15 protein-coding genes are annotated in these 12,763 nt (G+C 47.8%); 9 read left to right on the top strand and 6 right to left on the bottom strand.

What is annotated here, in order from left to right; all coding sequences use genetic code 11:
• Positions 1-93 precede the first annotated feature (93 nt).
• Positions 94-672 carry a DUF2808 domain-containing protein gene (locus tag AM1_RS23570; protein ID WP_012165426.1) on the top strand — a complete coding sequence of 193 codons (579 nt, stop codon included), beginning with the start codon at positions 94-96 and terminating at the stop codon, positions 670-672.
• A 424-nt stretch (positions 673-1,096) separates the two neighbouring features.
• Here the strand turns inward: AM1_RS23570 and AM1_RS23565 are convergent, their stop codons facing one another.
• From AM1_RS23565 to AM1_RS23555, 3 genes are all read right to left on the bottom strand, one after another.
• A complete protein-coding gene (locus tag AM1_RS23565) occupies positions 1,097-1,573 on the bottom strand; it encodes a Dps family protein (RefSeq protein WP_012165425.1) in 477 nt (158 codons plus the stop codon).
• Between the two features lie 76 nt (positions 1,574-1,649).
• The gene (locus AM1_RS23560) at positions 1,650-1,913 is read right to left on the bottom strand and encodes a ParB N-terminal domain-containing protein (protein WP_012165424.1); all 264 of its coding nucleotides are present in this window, start codon (positions 1,911-1,913) and stop codon (positions 1,650-1,652) included.
• A 131-nt stretch (positions 1,914-2,044) separates the two neighbouring features.
• The gene (locus AM1_RS23555; RefSeq protein WP_012165423.1) at positions 2,045-3,172 is read right to left on the bottom strand and encodes a Gfo/Idh/MocA family protein; all 1,128 of its coding nucleotides are present in this window, start codon (positions 3,170-3,172) and stop codon (positions 2,045-2,047) included.
• Between the two features lie 237 nt (positions 3,173-3,409).
• On the opposite strand from AM1_RS23555, the gene AM1_RS23550 reads away from it, so the two are divergent.
• From AM1_RS23550 to AM1_RS23530, 5 genes are all read left to right on the top strand, one after another.
• Positions 3,410-4,147 (top strand): hypothetical protein, encoded by a 738-nt coding sequence (locus tag AM1_RS23550; RefSeq protein WP_012165422.1) that lies wholly within the window; start codon positions 3,410-3,412, stop codon positions 4,145-4,147.
• A 249-nt stretch (positions 4,148-4,396) separates the two neighbouring features.
• Positions 4,397-4,762, top strand: coding sequence for an STAS domain-containing protein (locus AM1_RS23545; protein WP_071819965.1), 366 nt, complete (start codon positions 4,397-4,399; stop codon positions 4,760-4,762).
• 107 nt (positions 4,763-4,869) lie between these two features.
• Complete coding sequence (locus AM1_RS23540; RefSeq protein ID WP_012165420.1) at positions 4,870-5,301, top strand: Mini-ribonuclease 3; 432 nt, start codon at positions 4,870-4,872, stop codon at positions 5,299-5,301.
• 65 nt (positions 5,302-5,366) lie between these two features.
• Complete coding sequence (gene rlmB, locus AM1_RS23535; protein WP_012165419.1) at positions 5,367-6,296, top strand: 23S rRNA (guanosine(2251)-2'-O)-methyltransferase RlmB; 930 nt, start codon at positions 5,367-5,369, stop codon at positions 6,294-6,296.
• 101 nt (positions 6,297-6,397) lie between these two features.
• On the top strand, positions 6,398-6,703 hold the full coding sequence (locus AM1_RS23530) for a DUF1816 domain-containing protein (RefSeq protein ID WP_012165418.1): 306 nt from the start codon (positions 6,398-6,400) through the stop codon (positions 6,701-6,703).
• On the opposite strand, the gene AM1_RS23525 is transcribed toward AM1_RS23530, so the two are convergent.
• The 3 genes from AM1_RS23525 to AM1_RS23515 are packed head-to-tail and all read right to left on the bottom strand — an operon-like array spanning position 6,684 to position 9,702.
• Positions 6,684-7,538: an alpha/beta fold hydrolase gene (locus tag AM1_RS23525; RefSeq protein ID WP_012165417.1), complete on the bottom strand. Its 855-nt coding sequence runs from the start codon at positions 7,536-7,538 to the stop codon at positions 6,684-6,686. The genes AM1_RS23530 and AM1_RS23525 overlap by 20 nt on opposite strands.
• A gap of 15 nt (positions 7,539-7,553) precedes the next feature.
• The gene (gene carA / locus AM1_RS23520; protein ID WP_012165416.1) at positions 7,554-8,711 is read right to left on the bottom strand and encodes a glutamine-hydrolyzing carbamoyl-phosphate synthase small subunit; all 1,158 of its coding nucleotides are present in this window, start codon (positions 8,709-8,711) and stop codon (positions 7,554-7,556) included.
• A 40-nt stretch (positions 8,712-8,751) separates the two neighbouring features.
• The gene (locus AM1_RS23515; RefSeq protein ID WP_012165415.1) at positions 8,752-9,702 is read right to left on the bottom strand and encodes an FHA domain-containing protein; all 951 of its coding nucleotides are present in this window, start codon (positions 9,700-9,702) and stop codon (positions 8,752-8,754) included.
• Positions 9,703-9,994: 292 nt separating this feature from the next.
• On the opposite strand from AM1_RS23515, the gene AM1_RS23510 reads away from it, so the two are divergent.
• The 3 genes from AM1_RS23510 (at position 9,995) to AM1_RS23500 (ending at position 12,571) form a co-directional block, all read left to right on the top strand.
• Entirely contained in the window at positions 9,995-10,387 is a 393-nt protein-coding gene (locus AM1_RS23510; protein WP_012165414.1) for a hypothetical protein, read from the top strand.
• A gap of 81 nt (positions 10,388-10,468) precedes the next feature.
• The gene (locus AM1_RS23505; protein ID WP_012165413.1) at positions 10,469-11,395 is read left to right on the top strand and encodes a carbohydrate ABC transporter permease; all 927 of its coding nucleotides are present in this window, start codon (positions 10,469-10,471) and stop codon (positions 11,393-11,395) included.
• Positions 11,396-11,533: 138 nt separating this feature from the next.
• Positions 11,534-12,571, top strand: a complete 1,038-nt coding sequence (locus AM1_RS23500; RefSeq protein ID WP_012165412.1) for a rod shape-determining protein — start codon at positions 11,534-11,536, stop codon at positions 12,569-12,571.
• Positions 12,572-12,763 lie beyond the last annotated feature (192 nt).

Below are 12,763 nucleotides of genomic sequence, written 5' to 3'. Positions count from 1 at the left end.
AATTATGGGTTTATCCCGACATTGCTCGGAGTTAATTTGGATACCTTTCTTCTGCACCTAACTGGGTAGTTGGTATTTTGGAGGGCCAAACACATGCCACCGCTCATTTCTAATCAGGTCGTTGCCTGGGGGGCCAATTTAGCTACGACTGTGTTGTTAGGGAGTCTTTTGCAGACTTCAGTACAAGCCATTGAACTCGCCGATGGAACAACATATTTTGCCAATGTTCCTCGTCTAGAAAATGCTCGGACCACCTACAACAGTGCCCGCGTCTTTGGGGCCACGTATTACTTTACGTTGCATGTCCCAGAGGACGCTGGTGAACCGCTTCAGCGCGTGATGTTTAATCAGCAAGAAGGGGTAGACTCGATATCTTTTAATCTCAAGCGCACTCAAGCCTATCGGAATAAGCAAAAGAAACAACTCCTGCCCATAGCCGCAGCTTCTACCGATGAGAAGGGCGCAATCTCGATATTTTTCGACCCACCCATCTCTCCGGGAGAGACCGTCACTATTGGTTTGCGCCCCTATCGCAATCCCCGATCGAGTGGGGTTTATCTCTTTGGGGTCACTGCTTTTCCTCAAGGGGAGCAAGCTTATGGCCAATTTTTAGGCTATGGTCGACTTCACTTTTACGATCACTTTCGATGGCCCTCCTATTGGGGGCATTGAGTGGGCGAATGGTCACCACTGTTCGAAATCGATCACTTTAAAGCATATAACCCCCGCTAAATGGCGGGGGCTTGTTTGTCTATAAAAGCTCTGTATATGAACCTATATTAAGCAAAAAGTTGAGAGATGGCTGTAGCTTACGCAACAAGTTTAATAAAAGTTTTTAATTTAATTCCTAAAAATTAAATTAAAAACTGAACAAATCGGTTAGGTAGCCTATTCCAGGGAGTATCATCCGTGATAAATCTGACCCATTCTTTTCTCTCTATGGAGGGATATCAGTTTGGATTTATGCCGGATGGCAGCCTAGTTTCGGGTGATTCAAATAGGCTCCAGTACAGAAGTGTTGCACTGGAGCCTGTTCTGTTATGGGTAAGCAAAGGATGTACTGGAATCCCCCTAGTTCAGTAAACCTGGAATCCCCCTAGTTCAGTAAACTCCGTAGCATCCAAGCTGTCTTTTCATGAATCTGCATTCGCTGAGTGAGCAGATCAGCGGTGGGCTCATCATTTGCCGCATCTGCTAGTGGAAATACAGATCGAGCAGTACGAACGACTGCCTCTTGGCCTGCGACGAGTTCTTTAATCATCTCTTCAGCAGTGGGAACTCCCTCTGCTTCTTCAATAGAAGTCAGTTGGCTATATTCTTTGTAGGTCCCTGGAGCTGGGAATCCCAAGGTTCTAATGCGTTCAGCAACAGCGTCTACAGCGAGTGATAGCTCGTTATATTGTGCTTCAAACATTAAGTGAAGGGTTTGGAACATAGGACCCGTAACGTTCCAATGGAAATTATGCGTCTTGAGATAGAGGGTGTAAGTATCGGCGAGGAGGCGGGATAAACCCTCAGCAATTTGTTGACGATCGTTTTCTGAAATACCGATATTGATAGGAGGTGCTTGCATGGTGATTACCTCAAAAAAACACTACGGGATGGACATCTAAAGATACTGGAATACAGGGGGTGCTTCTACTCAGACGTTAGGCTAAATGTCGCTGAAGTACTGAACGTGGGGCACGGCGAACACAACAGCGAATGGTCTGATGTCCCAACCGAGTACAGGCTTCAAAACGATGGCATCCTAAGAACCCGTAATATTGACCTTCAACTTCTAGAACTTCAATCGGATTTTGCAGACCAATTTCTGCAATGGAGGCCATTAAGGCTTCGACTCGCTGCTGATCATTTTGCCGATAAAGGGGGCGACGAATTGATTGAAGGGGGAGGTCTAGGATACGAGCCATAAGCGAGTGCCATTCAATAGTTAAATCATAGTCGTTATGACTTCGCTTTGCAATGGGTAATTTATCTTACATCCCAACACCTCTCCATGGATGGTGCCTGCTCATTTATATATAAACAGCCGAAAAATGACCTAGGACTCTGCTAAGAAGCTATCTATGCCAGGAACATCCACCCAGGCTGCTTGCTGGTGAGACTGGTGAGCCAAGTCCATGAGCAGTTGTGAATAGATCCCTTCCTTGAGAGAGGGGGCGGTGGCTTGACCTTTTTGAATCATTTCTACCCAATGCTCGACGACTCTCATGGTTGGAGCAATCCGACCGTCAGGATAGGTTTGTTTAAATTGCAGCCAATCGGAGATGGGAAGGTCTTGTAACTCGGCACCAGACTGACTCCCTTGTAACTGGAAGCCGTGGATATAATCCTTGGGATTTTGGCTACCGAGAACTAAGGTGCCCCGATCGCCATAGATTTCTACCCAATGTCCGCGACCGGAATAGGTCGTCGCACTAATATTAATCTGGCAAGTACATCCATTTTGTAGCTCCAACATCAAGACGCAGGTATCATCAGCATCCACGGGCTTTGCTTTGCCACTGTCCGGATCGGGACGGGCAGGAATTGTCGTGATCAGTCGAGCACAGAGCCGCTTTACTGGACCAAAAAGCCAGGCAACATAATCGAAAGTATGGGAGGCCAATGCACCGAGAGAGCCACCCCCTAATTCTTTGCTAGCATGCCAACTCCAGGGCCGATTCGGATCAGCCCGCCCTGGGACGAGCCAGTCGATCTTGATCAGTCGTGTTTGACCTACGTAGTTTTGGGTGAGCAAGGTTTTGAGCTGCATCCAGGCGGGTACAAATCGAAACTCAAAGTTGAGGGTTGCCTGCAAGTTTTGCTTTTGCATCAGGTGATAAAGTTTGCGAGCGTCCCCTGCGTTAAGGGTGGTCGGTTTTTCCAGGAATAAATGTTTGCCGGAGTTGAGCACCATTTCTGCCATCTCGTAGTGTTGGAAGGGAGGGGTTGAGATGCTAACCCCTTGTATATTAGGTTTTTCCAGGATTTCAGCTAGGTTATTTGAGGCGAAGGGAATGTTGTTTGCGGATGCGATCGCAGATGCTTTATCGGCATCTCGGTTGTATACCGCCAAGAGCTGGGTCCCAGGAAAATCTCGAAAAGCGGGGATATGAACCTTTTGACCAAACCCAGTACCGACGATGGCGACACCGATTGCAGATTGAGAAGCGTGTTCAGCTGACATAGATTTAATAGGTGCAATGAACAAATTGGCACAATCCGTATCATACCGACCGCCAGGGAATAGCTGGATGCATAAAATCGATTTCGCCAGATTCTTTAGGATTTATCCCTGATTCTGACTCAGCAATCGTCTTAAATTGATTAGACTGTATATGCGAACTAAACGGTTCAATCCATTGGATGACATTGTGGAACCGTTTGATTTTGTTTATCTCTGTCCTTCTCACCTATTGCATCAATGACAGATTCAACAGCAGAATCCATCCTGACAACCACCACGGGGTTATTGACGTACTATTGCTACGAAGCTGAGAGTCAAGCCCAAGACTCTTTACTGGACCGTTGGCTCGGAGACTATTCCCCTGAGTGGGTACGGCTAGCTTTGATTGAGTCCTTGTATCGTGGGCGATATAAAACAATCTCTGTGGGCGGACTGCTGGCTGATTGGAAGCGAAAAGGACAGCCGCTTTATCACTTCAACCGAGAATTCGAAGCCCTGATTTGTCACAAATTCCCGCAAATTAAGTTTAATCAAGCAGACACGTCAGTTGATTCGCAGACTAAACTCCAGCCACCCGTGTTGAGTAAGAGACAGACTCCACATCTGAAATCAACGATTGCAGCGACAGAAGTTAACAAGGTATTGAATCAGCCAGAAGCCGATTTTCTGATGGAGCGAAACTTACAGAGGTCTGAACCAGACATGGGCTCAAGCTTAGATGAGGACAGGACGCCCATGAGTCATAAGCTATGGAGTTTTGTCGCTGAGGTGTCTGGTAACAAGTCCCTAACGTCTGGCCATTCTCATCCTTCATCGCCAGGGAAGGGTTTTAACGCTCCTTCAGGAAAATCTGTATGGGACAAAATACCTCAAAAGACTGAGGTAGCCCCAATTGATCAATTTATTCCTAACCAAGAAGTTCCTGAGCATTACCAGAAGTTGGTAGGATTAGTCTCCAATCGAACGACCCATTAGTGCTAAAAATCAAGCTAAGGTGAGCCATATCTATTGATATTTTATCTTCTTGATTTCTGCCCCATAAACTCACCAGATTTGAAGCTCAGCAGAGACTTGATCCCGATCTCGATTTTTAAGATCTTGAGAGAATAATGAGCCATCCTAGAGTACTTTTTCCTCTCCTTTGGTTCAGTGGACAAGAACTGCTCAAAGACCCTATACTGGACCCTCATCATCTGTTTAGCGTTTTGGTACTAGGAGGGAACTATTCCTGAACAGCTAACCCTGACCGTAAGCTTACGAGGCACACGAGATATCAGGGAGAAATACCAACTTTTTCGCCTCACAGGCTTACTAGATGCGTTTTCAGAGCCTGTTTTTCGTAAGGTTATGACCAAGTGTCTAGATGACAGCCCCTTTCACGTTATTTTGGACCTTTCCAAAATTGACTTTATTGACAGCTCGGGCTTGGGAGTACTCGTGCAGTTGGCTAAAAAAGCGCAAACTGCTGGGGGATCATTCCAAATTGTCTCAAATCCAAGAGTGACCCAAACCGTGAAGCTGGTTCGATTGGAAAGTTTTCTGTCATTGCAGCCCAACGTTGATACTGCGATCGCAAATGTTGATAAATAACTCGAGCTATCGTTTTCAACCTATCGTAATAGTTAATCCAGTTAAAAATCATATCTAAAATAGATTCCTGATGTCCCTCCTTGTTGCTTAGTACCTGAGCAACAGCGATGCTATATTGTCTCCCCTTTCCATTCCTCCAACCAGCGTCCCTGTCTCTTGCAGAAGTGCGGTCAGTTTCGCCAGCAGCACTGGCCTATATCGGAGATGCTGTCTTTGAGCTATATATAAGACGTTACTGCCTTCTGCCTCCATCTCGGTTGCGAGACTATCACCAGAAGGTCGTGTCTTATGTTCGGGCTGAGACACAGGCTGAAATGGTTCGAGACCTTTATCCTCTGCTGTCAGATGATGAGCAAGCAATCCTCAAGCAAGGTAGAAATGCTGCGGCAGGAGGCCCTAAAAGAATTAATCTAGAGACTTATCAATATGCAACGGGTTTTGAAGCCTTGATTGGTTATCTCTATTTGACGGATACCACTCGATTGGAAGAGCTGCTAGCCCAAATTAAGTTTGATCGCTCATCGCCTGATCCTGCTTAAAATAGCTTCGGTTTAATTTTGCCCTGGACGTAGTATTTGTCCCGTAGCACGAGAGTTTCATCCCTATGACCAAAGCGCGGCCATCCCATAATAATCACGGTAAAAGTAAGCCGCGCAAACCTCAGCGCTCTTATTCATCAGCCAAAAAGCCCCATCGTCAATCGACGTCCTCACGGCCACCTCAGAAACCTAGAATACGCTCTAAAGATAAAGAGCCTGCCCAGTCTGAAGAGGAGCAGGGAGATTTAATTTATGGACGCCATTCAGTTCTGTCAGCCCTGGAGCATCAACGATCTTTAAATCGGGTATGGGTTGTGTCCCGTCTCCGTTACGATCCCCGCTTTCATAGTCTTCTCAACCAAGCCAAATCTCAAGGCACCATTATTGATGAGGTGGATCATCGGCGACTGAATCAACTGACCCAGCAAGCAACCCACCAAGGGATCGCTGCTCAAGTGGCGGCCTATGAATATTTAGATATCTCGACGTTGATAGAGCAAGCTAACGCTGCTACCCCTAAACCCGTCATTATTGCTGCTGATAGTATTACTGATCCCCATAATCTAGGAGCTATGATTCGAACGGCTGAGGCTTTAGGGGCGCAGGGGGTGATTATTCCCCAAAGGCGAGCTGCGGGGATCACCTCAGTGGTTGCAAAAGTAGCGACTGGGGCCTTAGAAACTTTGGCGATTGCTCGGGTGGTTAACCTTAACCAGGGACTTGAGCAGCTTAAAAAAGCTGGATTTTGGATTTATGGGTTGAGTACTTCAGCACCACAATCTATCCATACCGTGACCTTTACAGAGCCCACTGTATTGGTGATTGGCGCTGAAGGTCCAGGGTTGAGTGTTTCCACTCAGCATCATTGTGACCAAATGGTGTCGATCCCATTACAGGGGAAAACAGCCAGCTTGAATGCGTCTGTGGCAACGGGTATGGCCCTTTATGAGGTCTATCGTCAACGTTGGGTAGAAACCCTCCATTTGCATCCTTGACGTATACAGATGTTACAGAATATAAAGAGGCTCTACCCTAAACTATTAGCCGAGATGGTTTGAAATTAGGATCTAGCATTGCAGAGGTAAATGTTTTCACCATGACGACAAAAGATAACACTACAGATTTGTCGAGCCGCTTTGCCGAATTCTATAATCGCTTAGGATTAGCCTGGTGGGTTGAAATCAAGACATCTTCGCCGGTTTGCATCTATTTTTTTGGCCCTTTCATCAGTCAAAAAGACGCAGAAGAGGCTTTGCCTGGCTATATTGAGGACTTAGAGGCTGAGCAGGCTCAAACGATTGTGACAGATGTCAAACGCTGCAAACCGACCCAATTGACGGTTTGTGATGAACCCGATGTTGAGCCCGTTATCCCCGTTAAAATCAATCCCCAACTGAATTGAGAGTAGCCCTAGGGTTCTTCTTTAGCCATATCTGCAGATCTCGCTCTATCTGTTCAGGGATTTCCCAGGGCAGCAGATGGGCGGTTTGTTCATAACAAATCCACTCACTGCTCGGGATCAGTTCAGCAGTGGTTTGACTAGAGGCTGGCGTAATGTGGCGATCTTGAGCCCCTGCCAACACGAGGCAAGGACACTGAATTTTTTTGAGTTGCTCCTCTTGGTTATACCCCTGCCGTAAAGCTTGATTGAGCGCCGCTTGGGCATATTTAGAAGTGCGAATAAAAGCTGGAACTGCGTAGCGAGCTAAGTATTCGTAAGCCTGCGGGGTTTGCTGCACCATTAAGTAGCGAAATAAGGAGCGCTTTCCCAGCAGATTGATATTCCAACGCCAGCCCGGCCGTAGCCAGTTGATGATCCCTGCCAGACCTGTAAAGAGATTGTCTTGCCAGGTAATGGGAGGGTGATTACTGCGAGGATAGGCTGCTGTCGCCACTAGAATGAGCCCGCTGACGCGTTCAGGATAACGGACCGCTAACTCCATCGCCAGAATGCCGCCTAAAGACCATCCTAGAATCAAACATGTTTGAATATGATTTTGGTCGAGTAGGAGGACCAGATCTTGGAGATGATCTTCCATGGTAAAGGCCGCATGGGTTTGACTCTGGCCATACCCCCGTAGATCAGGAGATAAAGTTTTATAATTTTTCGATAAAAAATGGGTAAAAATACCCATGCACTGACCTGAGCCTGGATGGCCGTGCAAGCAGAGAATGGGGAAGCCTGCCCCAGAGATCTCAACAGCTAAGCTAGGGGGAGATAAATGGTCTTTGGTCACGGTACGTAATGGGGCTTAGCTTCCTGAACGATGCTCAAGCATGGACTGCACAAACCGTTCAAACAAATAATCCGCATCATGGGGGCCAGGGCTGGCTTCAGGGTGATATTGCACTGAGAAGACCGGTAAGGATTGGTGTTTTAGGCCAGCGATGGTCTGATCGTTGAGATTTAGATGGGTGACTTCTACTTCGGCATGGGTCATGGATTCAGCACTCAAGGCAAAGCCATGGTTCTGACTGGTGATTTCGACCTGCTGCTGTAGTCCTGCCGGTTGATTCAGCCCTCGATGGCCAAATTTGAGCTTGAATGTATCGACCCCCAGCGATAATCCCAATAACTGGTGTCCCAAGCAGATGCCAAACATGGGCTTTTGTTCGGCCATCAGGGTTTTGGCTGTTTCAATACCTACCGTGACAGCGGCTGGATCCCCAGGGCCGTTGGATAGGAAAATACCGTCTGGCTGATGGCTGAGAATATCAGCGGCAGAGGTATGAGCTGGAACTACAATGATTCGACATCCATAGCTTGCTAAGCGTCGCAGGATATTTCGCTTGATCCCAAAGTCGATGGCGACGACGGTCAGAGGGGATTGAGTTGAGTCTGCAGGGGGAGTGGACTCGCTAAATTCCCAAGCTGCAGGGGTTGGGTCGACCCATTCGTAAGGGGTATGGGTAGTGACCCGCTCTGCCAAATTCAACCCTTCCATGGAGGGGGCTTGCAACACTGTTTCTAGCAAAGCGTTCGAATCTAATATTTCGGTGGATATGGCACCATTCATAGCACCAGCGGAACGGATTTTGCGAGTTAGGGCTCGTGTATCAATGCCGTAAATTCCAGGGATGTGGTGTTGTTGCAGGTAGCTGGATAGGGTGTGGTTGGACCGCCAATTGCTGGGTTGGTGACAAAGATTGCGGGCAATAGCCCCTTTGACTTGAGGACGGTCTGATTCTTCATCTTCAATATTGACGCCCGTGTTGCCGAGTTCAGGATAGGTAAAGGTGACAAGCTGTCCACAATAGCTGGGATCTGTGAGCACTTCTTGATAGCCGGTCATGCCAGTATTAAAGACGACTTCTCCCACTGCAGTGCCAGGTGCGCCAAAGGACCACCCGCGATAGGAACTGCCATCAGCTAGAACCAGGAGGGCGGGTTGGGAATCAACATTGAGCATAGGGATGGATGGGGCGAATATCGAGTGTTTAAAAGGCAGGCTAATAGTAAACCTTAGTAAAGAATCTCACTTTCTGGAGTGCCTCTTCAATCACCTTCAAGAGTTGACGATGAAAATGGGCAGCATTGCCTTGAGGGGCCGTTTGAAATTGAGAAGCGAGTAAATGAACCACTTGAGCGCCAACGTTATGGCTAGCAAGGGTTAAGTCTTCAGCTGTGGAGACCAACCGTTCTTGATCCTGTTCTGCGTAGGCCGCTTTCATTTGCTCTAGGCTTTGCTGAGCCCGTTGCCCATAGGTTTCTAAAATTTCATGCTCAAATTCTCCATCTCCACCTGAAACCGTTTGAAGATGTTTCAAGTTGATGGGTAACTCCCGAATAAACAGCAAAGTGAATTTATCAGAGGGGCCAAAGTTGATCCGATCGCCAAACTGTAGGGGGTGTTGGTGACCGGTGGGCAACGGCACCTCATTAACATAGGTGCCGTTAGTGCTGTCTAAATCTGCGATCGCACATTGGTCCCGCACCATATGTAAACATGCCTGTTGCCGCGAGACCACCTCAGAATTTGGAAAATCAAGTACGTCAATATGAGGATAACGCCCTGCCCCAGCCTTCCCAATCAAAATAGGATTGATCTGAGCTGGCAAGGCCAATAGGGTTCCGGATTGAACATGCAGGAGGCGAAGAGACTCTTGCTGAAACTGGGTTGCATGAGGATCCAATTGTTCAACGAACTCGCTTTCAGGGCCTAGATTCACTGCTTTTAGCCCCGGATAGGGGTTCTTAAGATAGGTAAAACTATTCTTGGCAATGAGACTTGCAGGCAAAAGCCTCAGGCCGCAATGATAGCAATATCGCGCAAATTCAAGTTGGGTCGCGCCACAATTTTGACAGCAAGGGATGTCAGTTAAGTCTCGCTGACATTGAGCACAGGTACTCTGCTGTCCAGGCTCATTTTGATAAAAACAATAGGGGCAGAGCCGGTTCATGACCCTTGCATCAACGGGGGACAGCGACACAATAGCATTTTTCCATAAAGGCAGGTAGCACAGCAGTCTGGTGGGTTCAATTCAAGGTTGTTGCTGCCACTTCAGAAAAACCGTCCCTGAGTCTCGGAGTGAGGATGCCAGGGTCATTTAAAGCCCTGAGATCAGCTCCTTTGTTCGGCTGAACCCTTGCTAATATTGAGAGTCCCGTTAAAGTATTGTAAAGACGTTAAGCCAATCTCAATCGGCTTAACCCTGCCCAGTAGGATTCAGATCATTTCAAGGAGCGGTCCAGATGAATGCGGCTGAGCAAGTCACAAACCCTGAATCGGCCACTAAAATAGCTGCCATTGTTAACTTATTTAAGCGGCAGTTCCCTGATGTCAAAGCCAATCTGAAGCCTTGGACCAATGACCCCGATACCTTGGAATGGGTGGATCCCTATTCCATCGATATGGGATTTAATTTGCCTGCAGGACATACCCTGGTTCAACTGCGAATGCATGACAACCGCTTGATTGGCATTGAAGCCTCCTGTTTTGGTCCGTTTGGCAGCCAACGATGGCGGTTCTCAACCATTGGCGATTGGACCTTCCTCGGTAACACCCCTCCTCCTGCAGGATTTCAAGCGAAGCTCAAGCAAACCTTTCATGAAATTTTTCAGCTATATAACGCTGTTTCCGAGTAGATCGATATAGACTCAATATCGTTCCGTTCTCAGGGTTTTTGCTCTTCTCTTCAATTCAGTCCTCTGCCAGTAAGAGACCCCATGTCCCTCCGCAAATTGTCTTGGTCCACTGCGGCCCCGTATCTCTTTTTAGCCCCTGCCCTCTGTGTTCTCAGCTTGAGTGTGTTTTGGCCAGCGCTACAAGCGTTTTATTTGAGTTTTACGCAGTTTGAGACCCTGGGCCAAACCCCAGAATGGATTGGTCTGGGTAACTTTGAGCGGCTTTGGACGGACGATGTCTTTTGGCAAAGCTTGAAGAATTCGTTGATTTACCTGATTGGTGTCGTTCCCATCTTGGTCATCCTTCCCTTGGGATTAGCGATCCTTGTTAACCAGAAGCTGAAAGGCATTCATTGGTTCCGCGCCGCTTATTACACCCCGGTTGTGATTTCTATGGTGGTGGCGGGTATTGCCTGGAAGTGGCTATACGATGAGCGTGGTTTATTAAATCAAGGCATTAGTTTGATTACCCAGAACCCACTAATGGAAACGATTCTCGGTCAGTTGGGCTGGACCGGTGAACCCATCGTTTGGCTGCAAAATCCAGATATCGCTCTTTACTGCGTAATGGCGGTTACGGTTTGGAAAGGGTTGGGATATTACATGGTGATTTATTTAGCGGGGTTACAAGCAATTCCCCCCGATCTCTATGAGGCCGCCGCAATTGATGGGGCAGATGGCTGGCAAAAGCATTGGGATATCACCATTCCCTTGATGAAGCCTTATCTCATGCTAGTGTCCGTCATTTCAGCCATCTCAGCTGCCAAGGTGTTTGAAGAAGTCTATGTCATGACCCCTGGCGGCGGGGTTCTGGGGAGTACGATTACGATTGTGGCTAATTTATATGAACAGGCTTTTTCTGAAGTGGGCAATGGCTATAGCTATGCCTGTGCGATGGGGCTCGTGTTATTCCTGCTGATCTTTGGATTATCCATTTTGAATTTGAAGCTGGGGCAGCTCCGAGGGTAATCCGTGATCTGAAGGAGAAATCTAATAAATATCCAACAAAACTAGACGATTTGATAAAAACGTAATAGAATCCAGCACGTTCACAATTTGAGTGCAGATAAAATAACCTAGTTATAAATTCTTCAAAGGTAGGAAATAGTGGGCCTTTTCAGTCGCTTCTCTCGGGATATTGGCATTGACCTTGGTACAGCAAACACCCTGGCATATGTATCAGGTAAGGGGATTGTGCTGCAAGAACCGTCAGTGGTTGCAGTCGATCAAGTCACAAAGCAAACCCTAGCCGTAGGGGCTGATGCCAAAATGATGTTAGGCCGTACCCCTGGTAATGTCACGGCAATTCGTCCCCTGCGAGATGGTGTGATTGCCGACTTTGAGAAAGCTGAACTGATGCTCCAGCATTTTATCCGCCGGGTTCACGGGGGTAAAAGCCTAGTCTCTCCTCGTGTGGTTGTGGGTATCCCTAGTGGGGTAACGGGCGTTGAGAGACGAGCTGTTATGGAGGCTGCTAGTCAAGCCGGTGCTCGAGAAGTTCACCTCCTTGATGAGCCGGTGGCTGCCGCCATTGGGGCAGGACTCCCCGTGGATGAACCGACTGGAAATATGATCATCGATATCGGGGGGGGCACCACTGAAGTTGCGGTGATGAGTTTGCAAGGCAGTGTGATCAGTGAATCGGTTCGGGTTGCGGGAGATGAACTGACCGAGTCGATTGCTCAGTACATGAAGAAAGTCCATAACCTGGTGATTGGTGAACGGACTGCTGAAGATATCAAAATCCGCATCGGCTCAGCCTATCCCACCAACGATAATGATGATGCCAATATGGAGGTTAGAGGACTTCACCTCTTATCTGGACTCCCTCGAACAGTTTTAGTCAAGGGACCTGAGATTCGGGAGAGTATGACGGAGCCCCTCTCTTCGATTGTGGAAGCTGTGAAGCGGACCCTAGAGCGGATGCCCCCTGAATTAGCCGCAGATATTGTGGATCGCGGCATTATGTTGGCGGGGGGAGGTGCCTTGCTAAAGGGGTTAGATAAGCTGATCAGCCATGAGACGGGGATTGTGGTTCACATTGCGTCTGATCCGCTCTGTTGTGTTGTGATGGGCACGGGGCTGGTTTTGGAGAACTTTCAGCAGTTTTCTCGTGTATTTTCTAACCCAACGACTGTTCTTTAAGTCATTGGGCTGATTTAAAGACCTTCAGGATGATACTCTCGAACGGAGAAACGTCCTCACTGCCCCATTTAGACCCATAACAGATGAGTTAAGGTGATTTGATTCATCTCTAATGCCTCTATACAATCAAGCCAGTTATTGAGTGCTGGGTTGGGGGGCTGATTCAGTTCTCAGGCCGGTCGGGGGATCCGT

It is taken from the genome of Acaryochloris marina MBIC11017 (assembly GCF_000018105.1).
Classification (GTDB): Bacteria; Cyanobacteriota; Cyanobacteriia; order Thermosynechococcales; family Thermosynechococcaceae; genus Acaryochloris; species Acaryochloris marina.
The sequence above is the reverse complement of the archived record's forward strand: the minus strand, read 5'-3'. Positions and strand labels throughout refer to the sequence as shown.

What these genes read in the sequence shown, in the direction of transcription:
- carA (WP_012165416.1), bottom strand. Translation starts at nt 8,711, where the DNA reads ATGCTCAATGTTGATTCCCAACCCGCCCTCCTGGTTCTAGCTGATGGC.
- AM1_RS23510 (WP_012165414.1), top strand. Translation starts at nt 9,995, where the DNA reads ATGAATGCGGCTGAGCAAGTCACAAACCCTGAATCGGCCACTAAAATA.
- AM1_RS23505 (WP_012165413.1), top strand. Translation starts at nt 10,469, where the DNA reads ATGTCCCTCCGCAAATTGTCTTGGTCCACTGCGGCCCCGTATCTCTTT.
- AM1_RS23550 (WP_012165422.1), top strand. Translation starts at nt 3,410, where the DNA reads ATGACAGATTCAACAGCAGAATCCATCCTGACAACCACCACGGGGTTA.
- rlmB (WP_012165419.1), top strand. Translation starts at nt 5,367, where the DNA reads ATGACCAAAGCGCGGCCATCCCATAATAATCACGGTAAAAGTAAGCCG.
- AM1_RS23555 (WP_012165423.1), bottom strand. Translation starts at nt 3,172, where the DNA reads ATGTCAGCTGAACACGCTTCTCAATCTGCAATCGGTGTCGCCATCGTC.
- AM1_RS23515 (WP_012165415.1), bottom strand. Translation starts at nt 9,702, where the DNA reads ATGAACCGGCTCTGCCCCTATTGTTTTTATCAAAATGAGCCTGGACAG.
- AM1_RS23540 (WP_012165420.1), top strand. Translation starts at nt 4,870, where the DNA reads ATGCTATATTGTCTCCCCTTTCCATTCCTCCAACCAGCGTCCCTGTCT.
- AM1_RS23570 (WP_012165426.1), top strand. Translation starts at nt 94, where the DNA reads ATGCCACCGCTCATTTCTAATCAGGTCGTTGCCTGGGGGGCCAATTTA.
- AM1_RS23530 (WP_012165418.1), top strand. Translation starts at nt 6,398, where the DNA reads ATGACGACAAAAGATAACACTACAGATTTGTCGAGCCGCTTTGCCGAA.
- AM1_RS23560 (WP_012165424.1), bottom strand. Translation starts at nt 1,913, where the DNA reads ATGGCTCGTATCCTAGACCTCCCCCTTCAATCAATTCGTCGCCCCCTT.
- AM1_RS23565 (WP_012165425.1), bottom strand. Translation starts at nt 1,573, where the DNA reads ATGCAAGCACCTCCTATCAATATCGGTATTTCAGAAAACGATCGTCAA.